The organism is Streptomyces sp. NPDC048643 (assembly GCF_040650615.1).
Lineage (GTDB): Bacteria > Actinomycetota > Actinomycetes > Streptomycetales > Streptomycetaceae > Streptomyces.
Genome location: NZ_JBEZHO010000034.1, coordinates 33,670 through 50,338 on the forward strand (window position 1 = coordinate 33,670; position 16,669 = coordinate 50,338).

21 protein-coding genes are annotated in these 16,669 nt (G+C 71.7%); 4 read left to right on the forward strand and 17 right to left on the reverse strand.

The window, feature by feature from the left end:
• Positions 1-204: 204 nt before the first annotated feature.
• Positions 205-1,224, reverse strand: a complete 1,020-nt coding sequence (locus AB0C62_RS28180) for an asparaginase (RefSeq protein ID WP_362977782.1) — start codon at positions 1,222-1,224, stop codon at positions 205-207.
• 140 nt (positions 1,225-1,364) lie between these two features.
• Positions 1,365-2,021 (reverse strand): AmfC protein, encoded by a 657-nt coding sequence (locus AB0C62_RS28185; RefSeq protein ID WP_362977784.1) that lies wholly within the window; start codon positions 2,019-2,021, stop codon positions 1,365-1,367.
• 195 nt (positions 2,022-2,216) lie between these two features.
• On the opposite strand from AB0C62_RS28185, the gene dtd reads away from it, so the two are divergent.
• A complete protein-coding gene (gene dtd / locus AB0C62_RS28190) occupies positions 2,217-2,642 on the forward strand; it encodes a D-aminoacyl-tRNA deacylase (protein ID WP_362977786.1) in 426 nt (141 codons plus the stop codon).
• 27 nt (positions 2,643-2,669) lie between these two features.
• Here dtd and AB0C62_RS28195 read toward each other — a convergent pair whose 3' ends face one another.
• From AB0C62_RS28195 to AB0C62_RS28220, 6 genes are all read right to left on the reverse strand, one after another.
• Positions 2,670-3,635 carry a folate-binding protein gene (locus AB0C62_RS28195; RefSeq protein WP_362977788.1) on the reverse strand — a complete coding sequence of 322 codons (966 nt, stop codon included), beginning with the start codon at positions 3,633-3,635 and terminating at the stop codon, positions 2,670-2,672.
• Between the two features lie 123 nt (positions 3,636-3,758).
• Positions 3,759-4,184 (reverse strand): Fur family transcriptional regulator, encoded by a 426-nt coding sequence (locus AB0C62_RS28200; RefSeq protein WP_081218109.1) that lies wholly within the window; start codon positions 4,182-4,184, stop codon positions 3,759-3,761.
• Between the two features lie 76 nt (positions 4,185-4,260).
• Positions 4,261-4,836 (reverse strand): FABP family protein, encoded by a 576-nt coding sequence (locus tag AB0C62_RS28205; protein ID WP_362977790.1) that lies wholly within the window; start codon positions 4,834-4,836, stop codon positions 4,261-4,263.
• Positions 4,837-5,098: 262 nt separating this feature from the next.
• Positions 5,099-6,211: a hypothetical protein gene (locus AB0C62_RS28210; protein WP_362977792.1), complete on the reverse strand. Its 1,113-nt coding sequence runs from the start codon at positions 6,209-6,211 to the stop codon at positions 5,099-5,101.
• Positions 6,208-7,152: a hypothetical protein gene (locus AB0C62_RS28215; RefSeq protein ID WP_362977794.1), complete on the reverse strand. Its 945-nt coding sequence runs from the start codon at positions 7,150-7,152 to the stop codon at positions 6,208-6,210. The genes AB0C62_RS28210 and AB0C62_RS28215 overlap by 4 nt, the downstream gene beginning before the upstream one ends.
• The gene (locus AB0C62_RS28220) at positions 7,149-7,988 is read right to left on the reverse strand and encodes a hypothetical protein (RefSeq protein WP_362977796.1); all 840 of its coding nucleotides are present in this window, start codon (positions 7,986-7,988) and stop codon (positions 7,149-7,151) included. The genes AB0C62_RS28215 and AB0C62_RS28220 overlap by 4 nt, the downstream gene beginning before the upstream one ends.
• 157 nt (positions 7,989-8,145) lie before the next feature.
• Between AB0C62_RS28220 and AB0C62_RS28225 the strand changes: the two genes are divergently transcribed.
• Complete coding sequence (locus AB0C62_RS28225) at positions 8,146-8,508, forward strand: DsrE family protein (protein WP_362977798.1); 363 nt, start codon at positions 8,146-8,148, stop codon at positions 8,506-8,508.
• Between the two features lie 54 nt (positions 8,509-8,562).
• Here the strand turns inward: AB0C62_RS28225 and AB0C62_RS28230 are convergent, their stop codons facing one another.
• From AB0C62_RS28230 to AB0C62_RS28270, 9 genes are all read right to left on the reverse strand, one after another.
• Positions 8,563-8,952 carry a VOC family protein gene (locus tag AB0C62_RS28230; protein WP_267051223.1) on the reverse strand — a complete coding sequence of 130 codons (390 nt, stop codon included), beginning with the start codon at positions 8,950-8,952 and terminating at the stop codon, positions 8,563-8,565.
• Between the two features lie 77 nt (positions 8,953-9,029).
• A complete protein-coding gene (locus AB0C62_RS28235) occupies positions 9,030-9,293 on the reverse strand; it encodes a DUF3099 domain-containing protein (RefSeq protein WP_355879050.1) in 264 nt (87 codons plus the stop codon).
• A 170-nt stretch (positions 9,294-9,463) separates the two neighbouring features.
• Entirely contained in the window at positions 9,464-9,751 is a 288-nt protein-coding gene (locus tag AB0C62_RS28240; RefSeq protein ID WP_081218125.1) for a DUF1416 domain-containing protein, read from the reverse strand.
• A 30-nt stretch (positions 9,752-9,781) separates the two neighbouring features.
• On the reverse strand, positions 9,782-10,627 hold the full coding sequence (locus AB0C62_RS28245; RefSeq protein ID WP_362977801.1) for a sulfurtransferase: 846 nt from the start codon (positions 10,625-10,627) through the stop codon (positions 9,782-9,784).
• Between the two features lie 146 nt (positions 10,628-10,773).
• Complete coding sequence (locus AB0C62_RS28250; RefSeq protein WP_350310325.1) at positions 10,774-10,854, reverse strand: putative leader peptide; 81 nt, start codon at positions 10,852-10,854, stop codon at positions 10,774-10,776.
• A 266-nt stretch (positions 10,855-11,120) separates the two neighbouring features.
• A complete protein-coding gene (locus AB0C62_RS28255) occupies positions 11,121-11,855 on the reverse strand; it encodes a DUF2993 domain-containing protein (protein WP_362977803.1) in 735 nt (244 codons plus the stop codon).
• Positions 11,856-12,024: 169 nt separating this feature from the next.
• Complete coding sequence (locus tag AB0C62_RS28260; protein ID WP_362977805.1) at positions 12,025-13,329, reverse strand: hypothetical protein; 1,305 nt, start codon at positions 13,327-13,329, stop codon at positions 12,025-12,027.
• 8 nt (positions 13,330-13,337) lie between these two features.
• Positions 13,338-13,592 carry a MoaD/ThiS family protein gene (locus tag AB0C62_RS28265; protein WP_081218128.1) on the reverse strand — a complete coding sequence of 85 codons (255 nt, stop codon included), beginning with the start codon at positions 13,590-13,592 and terminating at the stop codon, positions 13,338-13,340.
• Between the two features lie 62 nt (positions 13,593-13,654).
• Positions 13,655-14,542: an alpha/beta hydrolase gene (locus AB0C62_RS28270; protein WP_362977807.1), complete on the reverse strand. Its 888-nt coding sequence runs from the start codon at positions 14,540-14,542 to the stop codon at positions 13,655-13,657.
• Between the two features lie 252 nt (positions 14,543-14,794).
• Here AB0C62_RS28270 and AB0C62_RS28275 point away from each other — a divergent pair, with 252 nt between their 5' ends.
• Entirely contained in the window at positions 14,795-15,613 is an 819-nt protein-coding gene (locus AB0C62_RS28275; protein WP_362977809.1) for a response regulator transcription factor, read from the forward strand.
• A 23-nt stretch (positions 15,614-15,636) separates the two neighbouring features.
• Positions 15,637-16,659: a LacI family DNA-binding transcriptional regulator gene (locus AB0C62_RS28280; RefSeq protein ID WP_081218131.1), complete on the forward strand. Its 1,023-nt coding sequence runs from the start codon at positions 15,637-15,639 to the stop codon at positions 16,657-16,659.
• Positions 16,660-16,669 lie beyond the last annotated feature (10 nt).

Genomic DNA, 16,669 nt, shown 5'->3' on the forward strand with positions numbered 1-16,669 from the left:
AGGGCTTCGCCCCGACCCTGCTCCCGGCCGTCGGTCCAGCGACGCGCCCGGCGGGGGCCGGTCGCGCCGTTCCCCGCGCCCCTGGACACCACCCGGCACCCCCGGGGCTTCGCCCCCACCCCTGCTCCCGGCCGCCGGACCGGCGCGCGCCCGGAGGGGGCTTGTCGCGCCGTTCCCCGCGCCCCCTGCTGGGCGTCCCGTCTCTCAGAACGTGGCCCTGATCTCGCCCACCTCCCTGCCTCCGCCCAGCAAGGGGGTCCTGCCTATTTTCTGGAGGATGGGGGACTTCACGTTCAGGAGGGTCAGGGCTCGGGCCAGGACGGGGCCGAGGGCTCGGGTGGCGCCGTCGTCGATCTTGAAGGCCAGGGCGCGGCCGTCCGGGAGGGCGACCGCCTGGACCGCTTCGGCGCCCATCTTGGACAGCGCGCCCGGGATCTCCCGCATCAGCCAGGTGTCGGGACGCCGGGTGCCCGCGACGTACTCGGGGTGGGCCCGCATGGCGTCGGCGACACGGCGTTCCGCGGAGCCGGGGGCGGCGAGGACGAAGTGGCGGAAGGCGCGGGCCAGGCCGGTGAGGCCGATGGCCATCAGGGGCGCCCCGCAGCCGTCCGTACCGACCGCCGCGACCGGCTCCCCCGCGGCCTCCTCGACCACCGTGTGGATGAGCTGCTGGAGCGGGTGCCCGGGGTCGAGGTACGACTCGGTGGGCCAGCCGCGCAGGGCGCAGACCGCGAGCATCGCCGTGTGCTTGCCCGAGCAGTTCATGGTGACCCGGTCGCGCACGGCACCGGAGGCGAGGTACGTCTCCGCCTCGACGGCGTCCAGCGGCAGGTCGGGCGGGCACTGGAGCTGGTCACCGGTCAGCCCGTGCTCGAGAAGCATCTTCCGCACCAGGTCGCGGTGGAAACTCTCCCCGGAGTGGCTGGCGGCGGCGAGGGCGAGGCGTTCCCCGGACAGGTCGAGGCCGGCGCGCAGGACGCCGGCCGCCTGCATGGGCTTGTTCGAGGAGCGGGGGAAGACAGGCGCCGTCGCGTCGCCGAGCGCCAGCTCGACCGACCCGTCGGCGGCCAGCAGGACCAGGCTGCCGCGATGGTGGCCCTCGACGAAGCCGGAACGTACGACCTCGGCGAGGACCGGCGGAGACGCGGCGCGGGTGCCATCGGCCGGGACGGGTATGCCGTCCGGGGTGGCGGGGTCTTCGGGGGTGCGGGGGGTGGCGGGCATCGGCGGTGACCTTCCGGGACGGGACCCGCCCGGAGGGCGTCACCCGGGTCGTACCCGGACCGCGCCCGCCGCCGCGGACCGGGGCCGCGCCTCCAGGGCCGGGCGGGCCTCTCGGCCCCGGGATCGCCGGGGCCGCCGCGTCACATGAGCAGGTCGTCTACTTGAGCTTCGCCTTCACGGTACCTGCGGGCGATCTCCGCGCTGCAGTCGTCCGCGGTGCGCTGGAGCTGCTGACGCTGCCGGGAGACCTGCTGCTCGTAGCGGACGAGACGGCCGAGGCCCGCGCCCAGCTCTTCGTCCGTCCGGGCGTCCAGGTCCGACAGCTCCACCTCGGCGAGCATGTCGGCGGCGAGCGCCCGGTACCGCTCGCTGTGGGGCGTACCGACCGTCACGTGGCGGGCGGAGGAGCGGTGGCGGGCCGGTGCGTCCGTGAGGATCTCCGAGAGCCGCTCGACGACGGACGGCTCCCTGACGGGCAGGAACGGCCGGTGTCCCGGGGCCGAGGCGGGCATCCGCCGCTGTCCCCGGCGGGCGAGCTCCGCGCGCAGGATGTCGATACGTCCCTGGAGGAGCCGCCGTACGTAGCTGAGGTCGGCCTCGTCCCGCTGGGCCTCGCGGCGCAGGGTCCGCAGTTCGGGCAGCCGGAGGACGCCGAGACCGGGCCGACCCGCGTCGGCGGGCAACGGGCCGCTGTCGGTGCGCTGCACCGGCGGCCGGGACGCCGCCCGACCCGCCCGTGCGCTCGTGCGGGTCAATGACACGGCCCCGGGCTGCCGCCCTGTACTCGGTGTGCTCATGTGCCTCTACCGTCCCCTCGACCGGCGCGGTCCACCCACCGGATGCACCGCAACACCCCGCATGGTGCCACCCCCGGTGGTCGCTATGTGACCGAGTGCCCCCGATCGGCCCCAGATGGGGGGTTAGTAACCTCCGGAAATCACGCGAAGGGCCCGCAGAGCGTCGCGCCGGCGGGGCACGGCATCATGGTCGGCATGCGTGCGGTGGTGCAGAGGGTGGACGGCGCGAGCGTCGTCGTGGACGGCGAGACGGTCGGCGAGATCAACGGCGAGGGCCTGTGCGTCCTGGTCGGGGTCACGCACGAGGACACCAAGGAGAAGGCGGCCCAACTCGCCCGGAAACTCTGGTCCGTCCGGATGCTGAGCGAGGAGCGGTCCTGCTCCGACATCGACGCGCCGCTGCTGGTCGTCAGCCAGTTCACGCTCTACGGCGACGCCCGCAAGGGCCGCCGCCCCACCTGGAACGCCGCCGCCCCCGGCGATGTCGCGGAGCCGCTCGTCGACGAGGTCGTGGCGCAGCTCCGCGCGCTGGGCGCCACCGTGGCCACGGGCCGCTTCGGCGCCCGGATGCGTGTCTCCCTGACGAACGACGGCCCGTTCACCGTCCTCCTGGAGATGTGAGCCCCGCGGAGAGGGCCACCACGGGCCTTACGGCTCGACCACGACCTCCTGCGCCGCCGCCGTCGAGTCCGCCGTCAGCGGGGCGTCGAGCGGCACGTTGCGCTTCACGAGGGCGAGGGCGATCGGGCCCAGCTCGTGGTGGCGTACGGCCGTCGTGATGAAGCCGATCTTGCGTCCGTCGGGGCCGTCCGCGGAGAGGCGCAGCTCGGTGCCGTGCGCGGGCAGGTGGACCTCGCTGCCGTCGAGGTGGAGGAAGACCAGGCGGCGCGGGGGCTTGCCCAGGTTCTGGACGCGGGCGACGGTCTCCTGGCCGCGGTAGCAGCCCTTCTGGAGGTGCACGGCGCTGCCGATCCAGCCCAGCTCGTGCGGGATGGTGCGGTGGTCGGTCTCGAAGCCGAGGCGGGGCCGGTGCTGTTCGACGCGCAGCGCCTCGTGGGCGAGGAGTCCGGCGGGCGGGCCGGCCTTCTGCGCGTAGGAGTCCAGGTCCGCGCGCGGCAGGAAGAGATCACGGCCGTACGGCGTCTCGCGGACGACGACGCCCTCGGGGACCTCGGCGATCGAACCGGCCGGGAGGTACACCACCGCGACGTCGGCCGTGCGGTCGACGACGTCCACGCGGTAGAAGAACTTCATCGACTCCAGATAGGCGATCAGCGCTTCCTGGGTGTCCGGCTCCGTGTGCATCCACACCGTCGTGCCGTCGTCCACGAGGTACAGCGCGTGCTCGATGTGGCCGTTCGCGGAGAGGATCAGCGCCTCCGTGGCCTCGCCCACCGGGAGGTCGGTGACGTGCTGGGTGAGCAGCAGGTGCAGCCAGACGAGCCGGTCGTCGCCGGTGACGGTGACGACACCGCGGTGCGAGAGGTCCACGAAGCCGAAGCCGTCGGCGAGGGCGCGCTGCTCGCGGAACAGGTCGCCGTAGTGCGCCGCGACGCCTTCGTCCACGCCTTCGGCGGGAACGGCGCCGGGCAGGGACAGGAGGGAACTCTTCATGGACATACACACTACGACCGTGGGGTCGTCATTTTTATTTCTGCGGCCGGCCGCCCTACCGCCCGATCGGTGACCGGTGACCGGTGACGGGTGAGGGGTGACCGGTGAGGGACCGCTTCCCGGTCACTTCTGCCGGGCGGCGCAGTCCTTGCAGCGTCCGAAGATCGCGAAGTGCTTCATGTCCGTCTCGAAGCCGAAGCTGTCCCGCAGCTTCGCGGTGAACTCGGCGGCGACCGAGACGTCGGCCTCGATGACGTTCGTGCAGTCCCGGCAGACGAGGTGGATGTGATGGTGCCGGTCGGCCAGGTGGTACGTCGGCGCGCCGTGCCCGAGGTGGGCGTGGCTGACCAGCCCGAGCTCCTCCAGGAGCTCCAGGGTCCGGTAGACGGTGGAGATGTTGACCCCCGACGCCGTCTTCCTCACTTCCACGAGGATGTCGTCGGGGGTCGCGTGCTCCAGGGTGTCCACTGCTTCGAGGACAAGCTGACGCTGCGGCGTCAGCCGGTAGCCGCGCTGCCTGAGGTCGCTCTTCCAGTCGGTGCTCACCACACTGGAAGTCTAGGACCATTCGCCGCCGAACCGACCTGACGAACGGCGGCGGCTGCTTCGGCCGGGCCGGCGAGGCCTACTTGAAGAAGGCGATGCCGTCGTCCGGCATGTCGTCGGGCAGGTCCTTGGCCCAGCGCTCGACGTCCTCCGGGGTGACGGTCTTCTTCAGGTGACCGGACATGTAGGGGCGCAGCTCGACCTCGGGGGTCTGCTTCTCGCCGACCCACATGAGGTCGCTGTTCACATAGCCGTAGAGGCGCTTGCCACCGCTGTAGGGGCCGGACGCGGCGGTGCGGGCCACGGCGTCGGTGACCAGGTCGATCTGCGGCTTCTTGTCGGCGATCTCGCCGTACCAGATCTCGACGACGCCGTCGTCGCGCGTCATCACGACCTCGACCTTGCGGTCGGCGTCGACGCGCCAGAAGCCGGTCTCGGTCTCCAGCGGGCGGACCTTGTTGCCGTCCGCGTCGAGCACCCAACTGTGCGAGCGGTACTCCAGGAAGTCCCGGCCGTCGTGGCTGAAGCTGACCTCCTGCCCGAAGTTGCACTTCTCGGACCCGGGGAAGTCGTACACGCCGACTCCGGCCCAGTCGCCGAGGAGGAAGACAAGGGGGACCAGGTCCTTGTGGAGGTCCGAGGGGATCTCGATCATGAGCTGAACAGTTCCTTGATGGGGGTCAGCGCTGGCCCTGGTACAGCTTCTTCACGGTCAGTCCGGCGAAGGCGAGCACGCCGACGCAGACCAGGACCAGAAGGGTTTCGAAGAAGATCTCCACGGGTGCTCCTCGGTGAGCGGAACGGGGTCCCCCGCCCGGCGCTGCCGCGACCGGGGACGTACACAAGGCCGGGCCCCAGCTTACGCGGCTGGGGCCCGGCGCTCTCTTTCAGGTACACCCTCCCGGGGCCACGCGGCCTCAGTCGAGGAGCTGGCTCTGCAGGACCACCGTCTGCTGGAACGGCACCTCCGGCGCGACTCCCTTGTGGGACTGCACGACCAGCGCGATGGTGTCACCGGCCGACAGATAGGACTCACGGACCTGTTCGGCGCCGTACGGCTTGCTCTCCGTGTACGCGAAGCGGGTGATGTCGTCGATCTCCGACGCGGCGGGGAAGTGCTCGTCCCGCTGGGTCGTGGCGGCGCCGCTGAGCGCGTACTGCGCCCCGTCGTAGTTGGCGAGCTTGGTGGAGACGAGTTCCTCCGCGACGGCGGCGGTGTCGAACTGGAGCAGGTAGATCCGCGTGCGGGTGCCGTCCGCGGTGGTCCAGCCGCGCGCCGCGATGTGCCGCACCGCGTAGTCGGTCAGCATCTGGCCGACCGTCTCGCGGTCCACCTTCTCGGCGTACTGGGACAGGAAGGCCTTGGACGACAGCCAGCCGTCGTCGCCGCGCAGCGACGCGTCCGCCTTGGCGCCCTTCGGCGCGGGGAGCAGGAGCGCGCGCAGGTCGGCGGAGTGCGCGCCGGACTTGTCCGCGCCGGCGAAGGGGCCCGGGCTGCCGGACGGCAGCGGCGGCTTCGTGATCGCCGGGTAGTCCCAGCGTCCGTCGGCCTCCGTCGCCAGACCGGGTACGTCGGTCCGCTCCATGCGCGTGATGCCGTACGCGGCGGACGCTCCGACCGCCGCGAAGACCACCGTGGCGGCGGTCCACCGCAGCACGGCACGCAGCACCCGGCGGTCCTTCTTGACCTTGACCGGGGGGTCCTGCGGCTCGCCGGGCACGGGCGGCGCGAAGGGCGGGGGCGGCGGCACCACGAACCCCGGCGCGGCCGACTGCGGCACTGCCTGCTCCGTCGTGGCCGGCTCCGGCAGCTGTTCCGTCGTGACCGGCTGCGCCGCGGCGAGCGGCTGCGGTTCCGATCGGGGCTGCGGTACGAAGGCCTGCGGCTCGGTCCGCTCGACGGACGACGCCGGCTCGCCGGAGGCCGCCGGCTCAGGGCGTGCGGGCTGCTCGACCGGTGCCGTGTCCTCGGTCGACGTGGTGTTCTCGGCCGGTCTCGTGTCGTCGACCGGTGTCGTCTGCTCGGTCATACCGCCTCTCCCGGCTCCTTGATGCGGTCGAGCTGCTCGCGGAGCAGCTTCGCGACCGCCTTGGTGTCCATCGGCTTGGCCGCGTACGCGACGGCGTCGACCAGCACGTCACCCTGGTAGGCGGAGCAGATCATCATGTCGAGCTTCTCCTTCTTGACCTTGGGCGGCAGGAAGCACTTGGCGTTCTTGTGGCCCTCGATCCTCGGTCCGGAGCGGAAGATCTCCAGGGCGTCGAGGAGTCCGTTCTGGAACGTCGACATGTTCCGCACGGCCCGTTTGTCCTCGATCTGGGCGAGCTGGATGCTGACGGTGAAGGTGCCTCGGTCGGTCGGCGCCGAGCCGCCGTAGAGGTAACTCCGCATCGCCATGCCCTTGGTGTGCTGCTTGTCGATCTGCTTCTCGATCTGCAGGCGCTGGGAGCGGGGCAGATCGCGGATCGCCTCCTTGCGCAGGGCGGTGGCCTCGCCCCCGCTGAGCGCGGTGTCGGAGCCGAACGTGGTCATGTCGGGACCGCGGACGTAGCTCTCGTCGTAGGGCACGAGCATCGCCGCGAGCGGGGACGCCGCCTTCGCCTTCCCCGTGTCGGCCTTCGTGGCCTTCGGGAACTTCCAGGACGGCGCGCCCGCGTCGCGGTCGGCGTCCTGGACGGTCACCACGGTGTAGGCGCTGCCCGCGACGACGGCACCGACGAGCAGCACGGCACCGGCGATCGCGGCGACACGGCCGCGGCGGACGCGCTTCTTGCCGGGCCGGCCTTCCGCGGGGGTCGCTTCCGCCGCGGTCGCTTCCGCGGGAACTTCGTCCGCCGGGGTCGCCTGCTCAGGAGCAGCTTCCGGTCCGGCGGTTGCGGACGCCGAGGGTTCGGACGGAGCCGGCGGCTCCGGTGCGGCCGGAGCCGCTACGGACTCCAGGTCCTCCGGGTTGGTGGGTCGCTCGCTCACAGCCGCTCCAACTGCCGCTTGGCCAGGTCCATGATCTTCGACTTCGGGATCGGCTTGGAGTCGTAGATCCAGATCTCCATGGCGATGTCACCGCGTGATGCCGCCGCCTGCGCCTTGTAGAGCGGCAGGTAGCCGGGCTTCGTCTCCGGCTTGAAGAGGTAGACCATGCCGTCGTCGGCGCCGGGGACGGGCCAGCTGCGGGTGTCTTCCACGCCCCACCGGCCCGCCCGTTCGGAGGCACCGAGGCTCTCCTCCTGGCGGTACTGCACCAGACGGATCTGGGTGTTGTAGGTGCTGCCCACGGTCCAGGTGACCCCGGCGCCCCGGCGGAACTCCGCCTCGATCAGGTCGCCGAACTCCCGGTCGGAGTGGGCCAGCACGCTCGCGTAGCCGGCCAGGTCCAGCCAGCCGTCCTGCTCCGGCGCCCAGTCGGGCTTCTTCGCGCCCTTCGGCCGCGACAGCAGCAGCTTGCGCAGGTCGCCGTCCGTCTTGACGCGGTGGTCGTGGGCGGCCGACAGCGGCTCGGGGCCGTCGCCCTTGGCCTGGGCCACGACCGGCTGGGACAGCGGCCCCAGCCTCGTGGGCTCACGGTCGGCCTGGATGACAAATCCGGTGCACGTACCGGCGACGAGGCCGAGCACGGCGGCCGTGGCGATCAGCAGGGCCGTGCGCCCCCGCTTCCGCCGGGCACGCGGCTCGGCCGGGGCCTCCGCCTCGGCGGCCTGCGCGGACTCGTCGGTCTCGGCAGGAGCGGCGAGCGGCGCGGAGTCCACGGGCTCGGCTGCCCCGGCGGGCTCGGCCGCCCCGGCGTCGACAACCGGCGCACCCTCGGGCACGTGCGGTCTTTCCGGTGTTTCGGATCCTTCGGGTACTTCCAAGACGTCCCCCCACAGAACGTGAAGCGTGGATTCCGTATCCGCGCGCACAGGAGACCCATGGCCCATGCATGGGGTTGCACGGAAGATGATCACGATTCGGCATACGATGACGGCCATGGCGAACAAGCTCGTGATCAAGGTGACGGCGGGGGCCGACGCCCCGGAACGCTGCTCACAGGCCTTCACCGTCGCGGCGGTGGCCGTGGCCAGTGGCGTCGAGGTGTCCCTCTGGCTGACCGGCGAGTCCGCGTGGTTCGCGCTGCCGGGCCGGGCGGCCGAGTTCGACCTGCCGCACGCCGCTCCGCTGCCCGACCTGATCGACTCCATCCTGGCGGCCGGACGCATCACCCTGTGCACCCAGTGCGCGGCCCGCCGCGACATCACCGAGAAGGACGTCCTGGAGGGCGTACGGATCGCGGGGGCGCAGGTGTTCGTGCAGGAGGCGATGGCGGACGGGACGCAGGCGCTCGTCTACTGACGGGCCCGACAGGGCCGACGGCCTGAGGCCGACCGGAGATGCCGTGCCGGTCGGCTACGGACGCGGCTTGCGGCGGACGTCCACCCAGAGGCAGAAGGGGTGGCCCGCCGGGTCGAGCAGCACCCGTACGTCCTCCTGGGGCTGGAGGTCGGCGAGCCGGGCGCCCAGTTCCTCGGCCCGCTCGGTCTCCTCGGCAAGGTCGTCGACCTCGATGTCGAGGTGCAGCATCATCCGCTGGTCGCCGGGGCCCGCGGGCCACACCGGCGGGGTGTAGAGGGGCTCGGTCTCGAAGGCGAGCGCGGTGCCCTCGAAGGGGGGCCCGATGAGCACCCAGTTCGGCTCCTCGGCGCGCACCGTGTAGCCGAGCAGCCGCTGGTAGAACTCGGCGAGCTTGTGGGCGTCGGGTGCGTCCAGCACCACCGTGGACAACCTCGTACGCGACATGTGAGCCTTCCGCGCCGTTCCGGCCGGCGCCGTGGTGCCGCTGCCGCTGTCCCGACAGGGCCGCCGCCGGCCACCGACTACTGCTGTCGTCGTTTCTTGCCGTCCAGCTCGTCCCACCACTCGTCGGACTTCCGGTCGCCGGACGGATCGTCCCACCATCGGTCCTCGGGGCCGCGCCGGTTGGCCGCCATCGCGGCGACCGGCGGGATGACCATGGCCACCACGCACATCGCGACGGCCGCCGGGACCGACCACAGCCGTACGACGCCCCAGGCGAGGACGAACAGCGTGATGCACGTCCCCATCATGACGAAGTACACGTGACGCCTGCGTGCGTACATACCTCCAGCGTAGGCCCGGACAACCCGTCCGGCGCAGTGCCCGCGGGACCGGGCTGCCGCGCGGTGGGCATGCCGAAGGGCCGCACCCCGATCCGGTAAGCGTCCAACCCCCGGGGGTGCGGCCCTTCGGCCGTCCGGTCCGGCCGCCGTCAGGGACGGCGGCCGGCTGTTCAGACGGCGATCGCGATCTCGGCGAGGCCGCCGGTCTGCGCGACGACCGTGCGGTCGGCGGTGCCACCGGGGACCAGCGCCCGGACGGTCCAGGTGCCCTCGGCCGCGTAGAAGCGGAACTGGCCCGTGGCGGAGGTCGGGACCTCCGCGGTGAACTCGCCGGTCGAGTCCAGGAGACGGACGTAGCCCGTCACCGGCTCGCCGTCGCGGGTCACCTGCCCCTGGATCGTCGTCTCACCGGGCTTGATCGTCGAGGCGTCGGGGCCGCCGGCCTTCGCTCCACACATATGTCGGTTCCGTCCTTCAGGCCTTGAGGGTTACTTGTTGGCGCCGAGCTCGATCGGCACGCCGACGAGGGAGCCGTACTCGGTCCAGGAGCCGTCGTAGTTCTTGACGTTCTGGACGCCGAGGAGCTCGTGCAGCACGAACCAGGTGAGCGCGGAACGCTCACCGATGCGGCAGTACGCGATGGTGTCCTTGGCGAGGTCGACCTGCTCGTCGGCGTAGAGCTCCTTGAGCTCGTCGTCCGACTTGAAGGTGCCGTCGTCGTTGGCGTTCTTCGACCACGGGATGTTGCGGGCGCTCGGGACGTGGCCCGGACGCTGCGACTGCTCCTGCGGCAGGTGCGCCGGCGCGAGCAGCTTGCCGCTGAACTCGTCGGGCGAGCGGACGTCGACCAGGTTCTGCGCACCGATCGCGGCGACGACGTCGTCACGGAAGGCGCGGATCGAGGTGTCCTGCGGCTTGGCCTTGTAGGCGGTCGCGGCGCGCTCGGGGACCTGCGAGCCGTCGACCAGGTCGCGGGAGTCGAGCTCCCACTTCTTGCGGCCGCCGTCGAGGAGCTTCACGTTCTCGTGGCCGTAGAGCTTGAAGTACCAGTAGGCGTAGGACGCGAACCAGTTGTTGTTGCCGCCGTACAGCACGACGAGCGTGTCGTTGCCGATGCCCTTCGACGAGAGGAGCTTCTCGAAGCCCTCCTGGTCGATGAAGTCACGGCGGACCGGGTCCTGGAGGTCCTTGGTCCAGTCGATCCGGATGGCGTTGCGGATGTGGTTCTTCTCGTACGCCGAGGTGTCCTCGTCGACCTCGACGACGGCGACGTTCGGGTCGTCCAGGTGGTCCTGGACCCAGTCGGCGTCTACCAGGACGTCCGTGCGGCTCATGCTCGTTCTCCTCCGGGGCAGTTGCGGCGGGGTGATGCGTTGGGAGAGGGGTGCGCGGTGGTGCCGGCCGATCAGGCCGCACGGCGCAAGAGTGGCCCTGACGAGAGAGGTCCAAGGGCCCGGCGCGCGGAAGTCGACGCTTCCGCTCAGAAGGTGCGACAGAGCATGGCGGCGACGCGGCACAGGTCTACTGCCCGCCGCTTCGTGAGATCCGCCTGTCGCTTCATGCGTCCGATCGTAGGGACGGACAGGCGGGCATGTCACCGGCGTGTCGTATACTGAGACGCGATCGTCCGTACTGTGATACGCGAACGCCCTCGGGGCCGTCGCCGCACGGGTCGTGGCCCTCCCGGCCGTCTGCCTGCCGAGAACGCATCTGCGGTACGGACACGACCGTCTCGCCTTTCGGACAGGACCCTTTTGGGCAGCGCTTTCTCCGGGCGGGGACCGGTTCCCGCCCGGAGGACCGTCCGGCCCGCCCCGCCTCTCCGACCTACCCGACGAGGCTGACGTCCGAACCCTTCACCGAGATGTCGACGCCGTCCGGGGCCGCCTCGACCTTGTCGAGCTTGATGCCGCCCGGCAGTTTCTGGATCTTCTGTTCGAAGTCGGTGACCGACCGGACCGGGCCCTCGACGAGCTGGGTGCCACCGATCTTGGGCAGGGAGTCGGCGTGCACCTTCACGGTGTCCCCGGAGACGGTGACGGAGCTCAGCACCGAGACCGACGGCAGCTTGCGGCCGAGGAGCTTCGAGGAGAGGGTCACCTTGATCTTGCCGTTGCCGCCGTCGGAGAGGCCCGTGATCTGGGCGGTGAGGCCGGGTGCGACGTCCCCCGGCTCCGACCTGGCCGCCTTGATCAGCTCGTCGTAGGCGATCGTGGCGGTGCCGGTGGCCCGGGCGGCGGTGGCGGAGCTGAAGTCGCCGGAGAAGGCCACCCCGTGCATCTCGGCGCGCAGGTCGTCGATCCGGACCGTGCCGGCGGAGGTGCCCGTCGACGCCTCGTAGTCCTTGATGCCGATCTTCACGTCGTCCAGCTCACCGCCGACGACCTGAGTCAGGAACGGGAAGCCCTCGATGGACACGTCGGGGGTGTTCGCGAGCCCCTCGGTGCTCTTGATGCGATCGGCTGCCTGGTCCTCGGCGAAGTTGACCGCCACCCGGTCGGCGATCACGAACAGACCGCCGAGGACGACGACCAGGATCAGGAATATTCGCAGTGCGCGCATGCTCGGTGTTCCCCACGTCGGACGGCCCCGTCTGGTCGGCCTGGTTGCCGCCGAACGCGAGCCTAACCATGAAGGGCCCCCGGTCCGGGGGCCCTTCATGGTGGTTGTCGATCAGCTGTGACGATTCGGAGCGGCAGGTTGACCGGATCGCGGCGGTGCGAACCGGCCGTCAGCCGAGTGCGCGGCCCAGCAGGTAGACGGCGGGTGCGGCGGCGGCCAGCGGCAGGGCCACACCCGCGGTGAAGTGCACGAACCGGGACGGGTAGTCGTAACTGGCCGCCCGGTGCCCGATCAGCGCGCACACCCCGGCGCCGAGGCCCAGGAAGGCGCCCTGGGTACCCAGGTCCGTCATCCCGCCGACCGCGATACCGGCGCCCGCGGCGGCCAGCAGCGCGACCACCACGGAGGCCGCGGTGGGCAGCGGCAGCGCGCGGGCCAGGATCGCCACGGCGACCGCCGCGCCGCCCACGGTGACGGCGTCCGGCTCGGCCGCGAGATGTCCGGTCGCGATGATCGCCAGCGCCGCGGAGGCGACGGTCGCCATCAGCCCGTACATGCGGGTGTCGGGGTCGGCGTGGCTGCGCAGCTGGAGCACGAGGGTGAGCAGCACCCAGACGCCGAGGGTGCCGAGGATCGCGGCGGGCGCGTTCTCCCGGCCCGCCGCGAGCAGCGCGACGTCGGCGGTCAGCGCACCGGCGAAGGCCAGCGCGATGCCCTGCCGGGCCGGCCACATCCCGTTCAGCCGGAACCAGCCCGCCGCGGTGACGCCCTGGAGGAGCACGAGGGGCACGACGAGCGCGTACTCCCCGACGGCCGCCGCTCCGGAGAGCAGCAGCGCGAGGACCGCCGTCAGCGCGGCCGGCTGCATGCCGGGCTCGATGATCGGGGACCGGCCCTCGGCACGGGCGCGCTGGGCGTCGGTGATCCGGGCGTTGCCGGTGACGGTCGCGGGTCCGTAGTCCGAGGTGGCGTCGGCCGCGACCTCGGCGGGTGTCGCGTCAGCGAGCGGGATCCCGTCGGGGCGGATCCGGACGCCCACCCGCTCGACGGGCGGCTGCTGGACGGCGGCGGTCTCGGCGGCCGGGGTCCACGGCTGCGCGGGGGCCTCGGACGGCAGGGGGTCGCTCCCGGGGCCGCCGTAGCCCTGGGGGCCCTGCGGCTCGCCGTACGCCGGGTAGGACTGCGGAGGCAGATAGGCGGTGTCCGCGGCGGGGACGGACGGGTGCGTCTGCGTCTCCCAGGTCTGTCCCTCCCACTGCTGGGTGTGCTGCTGCCAGTCGGGCTGCCCCTGACCCTGCTGCTGCGCCTGTGCCTGCCCTTGTCCCTGCTGCCCCTGCTGCCCCTGCTGCCCCTGCTGCCCCTGCTGCCCCTGCTGCGAGGACTGTTGGTCCTGGGACTCCTGCTGAGGCTGCCGGTAGGGGTCGTACTCCTCGTACTTGCCTTCGTACCGGCCCTCGAACGGCTGGTTGCTCATCGTCTCGCTCACCCTCCTGCGAACGGCGGGAGCACCTCGACCGTGCCGCCCTCGGCCAGCCGTACCGTCTCATGCCCTCGGGTGCCCACGGGGTCACCGTCGATGAGGAACGAGCAGCGTCGCAGGACGCGGACGAGCTCGCCGGGGTGTCGTTCGCGGGCCGCGTCGAGTGCCTCGGCGAGCGTGCCCGCCTCGTACGGCTCCTCGGCGACGCCTGCCGCGGCCTTGGCGGCGGCCCAGTAACGCACCGTGCCCTTTGCCATCTCGTTCCTCAATCAACGGTTCGGTCTCTGTGCGTCCACACGTTCGCGTGAACCCCGCCAGGCTAGCCCGCGTGTGCGACCGCCCAGTCCCCGATGCGGGCGAGCAGGTCGTCGGGGGCCGCGTTCTCCGCGTGTCCCATGCCGTGCTCCAGCCACAGTTCGGCGTGGCCGTCGGACGCCTCGGCCAGCATCCTCGGGTGGTCGACCGGGAAGTAGCCGTCCCGGTCGCCGTGGACGACCAGTAGCGGCGTCGGCGCGATGTACGGGACGCACTCGACGGGGGACGCGGGCACCGGGTCCCAGTCGCGGTGGTGGATCCGGGTCCGCAGACCCAGCCGGCCCACGATCCGGCCCTCCGGACGGGTCACCAGCCAGTGCAGCCGCCGCATCGGGGCCGTGCCCCGGTAGTACCAGCGGGCGGGCGAGCTGACCGAGACCACCGCGTCCGGACGCGCCTCCGCGCGCCCCTCGTACTCCGGTCCGGCCGCCTCGGCCAGGCCCGGTCCCGAACCCGAACCCGTCTTCCCGTACAGCGCCGCGTGCCGCAGCACCACGGAGCCGCCCATCGAGAAGCCGACCGTCACGATCCGGGTGTGCCCCAGCTCGCGCGCCCAGGCGACCGCCGCCGCCAGGTCGTGGACCTCGCGGTCGCCGACCGTGGAGCGGCCCCCGGAAGCGCCGTGACCGCGGAAGGAGAAGGTGACGACCGCCCCGCCGCGGCCCAGCACGCCGGCCGCGCGGCGCACGTGCGGACGGTCCAGATCGCCGGTGAACCCGTGCGCCAGGATGAACGCGAGGTCACCACCGGGCCGCTCCCCGGGGTCGTAGGCCGCGTCGATCGTCACTCCGTCGACCGTGCGCAGAAACCTCCGCGCGGAGGTGCGCGGCCCTGTCTCACGGTGTGGACTATTGAAAGATCGCGTCACTTGACCTGCCGGACCTGAGCTCATGTGGGCTATTCTGCTGGGCATGAGGACTCGGGCAGAGTAGCCCCCGGGTCCTTTTGTGCTTCCAGGACCGTTGTATACGAAGCGGGAAACCGCAGGTGTACGGGGCCAGGGAGGCCCTGCGGATCCCAGGGCGCGGGAGCCGCAGGCAGAGAGCAGTGCCGCAAACGTCCTCGCAGGGACCGAGGAGGAACCAGACGTTATGGGCGAGCGAACCGAGCACGACCGCAGGACGACCCAGGTGGGTGAGGCGCGATGAGTTCACTGTTGCTCCTGACCAACGCCCTTCAGCCGTCGACGGAGGTGCTTCCCGCTCTCGGCCTGCTGCTGCACAACGTGCGCGTGGCGCCGGCCGAAGGCCCGGCCCTCGTCGACACCCCCGGTGCCGACGTCATCCTCATCGACGGACGACGTGATCTCCCGCAGGTCCGCAGCCTGTGTCAGCTGCTGCGCTCCACGGGACCCGGCTGTCCACTCATCCTCGTCGTCACGGAGGGCGGCCTCGCGGCCGTCACCGCCGACTGGGGCATCGACGACGTTCTCCTCGACACGGCCGGTCCGGCCGAGGTCGAGGCCCGCCTGCGGCTCGCGATGGGCCGCCAGCAGATCGTCAACGACGACTCCCCCATGGAGATCCGCAACGGCGACCTCTCCGTGGACGAGGCGACGTACAGCGCCAAGCTCAAGGGCCGGGTCCTCGACCTGACCTTCAAGGAGTTCGAGCTCCTCAAGTACCTCGCGCAGCACCCGGGCCGCGTCTTCACCCGCGCCCAGCTGCTCCAGGAGGTCTGGGGCTACGACTACTTCGGCGGCACACGGACGGTCGACGTACACGTACGACGGCTGCGCGCGAAGCTCGGGCCCGAGCACGAGTCGCTGATCGGAACCGTCCGCAACGTGGGCTACCGCTTCGTCACACCGGAGAAGGTGGACCGCGCGGCGGACAACGCGAAGGCCAAGGCGGCCCAGCCAAAGCCGGACGATGCGGACGAGACGGCGCACCTGGACGCCGCCGCTCCCGCGGAGGCTTCCGAGCAGTCGCAGGAAGCAGCCGTACGCCCTGCCCAGAGGTAGGTCCATCCGCGTAGACTCCGCGCGTGGCCAAGGTGACTCGGGATGATGTGGCACGACTGGCGGGTACGTCGACCGCCGTTGTCAGCTATGTCATCAACAACGGACCCCGGCCGGTCGCCCCGGCCACGCGCGAGCGCGTCCAAGCGGCGATCAAGGAGCTGGGGTACCGGCCCGACCGGGTCGCCCAGGCCATGGCGTCGCGGCGGACGGAACTCATAGGGCTGATCGTCCCGGACGCGCGCCAACCCTTCTTCGGGGAGATGGCGCACGCGGTCGAACAGGCCGCGGCCGAGCGCGGGAAAATGGTGCTCGTCGGCAACTCCGACTACATCGCCGAGCGCGAGGTCCACTATCTGCGGGCCTTCCTCGGCATGCGGGTCTCCGGGCTGATCCTCGTCAGCCACGCGCTGAACGACCACGCGGCCGCCGAGATCGACGCCTGGGACGCCCGTGTGGTGCTGCTGCACGAGCGCCCCGAGGCGATCGACGACGTCGCCGTCGTCACCGACGACATAGGGGGCGCCCAGCTCGCCACCCGCCACCTCCTGGAGCACGGGTACGCGTACGTGGCCTGTCTCGGCGGCACGGCCGAGACACCGGCGGTCGGCGACCCCGTCTCCGACCACGTCGAGGGCTGGCGGCGCGCCATGCAGGAGGCCGGGCTCCCCACCGAGGGCCGCCTCTTCGAGGCCCCGTACAACCGCTACGACGCCTACCAGGTCGGCCTGGAGCTGCTCGCCGGACCGCACCGGCCGCCGGCCATCTTCTGCTCCACGGACGACCAGGCGATCGGTGTGCTGCGCGCCGCGCGCGAGCTGCGCATCGACGTGCCGGGGCAGCTCGCGGTCGCCGGCTTCGACGACGTCAAGGAAGCGGGTCTGACCGACCCGCCGCTGACCACGATCGCCTCGGACCGCTCGGCGATGGCCCGCGCGGCCGTCGACCTCGTCCTCGACGACGGTCTGCGGGTGGCCGGCTCCCGCCGCGAGCGGCTGAAGCTGTTCCCCTCGCGGCTCGTGGTACGCCAGTCCTGCGGCTGCGAGTAGCCCGCACGGC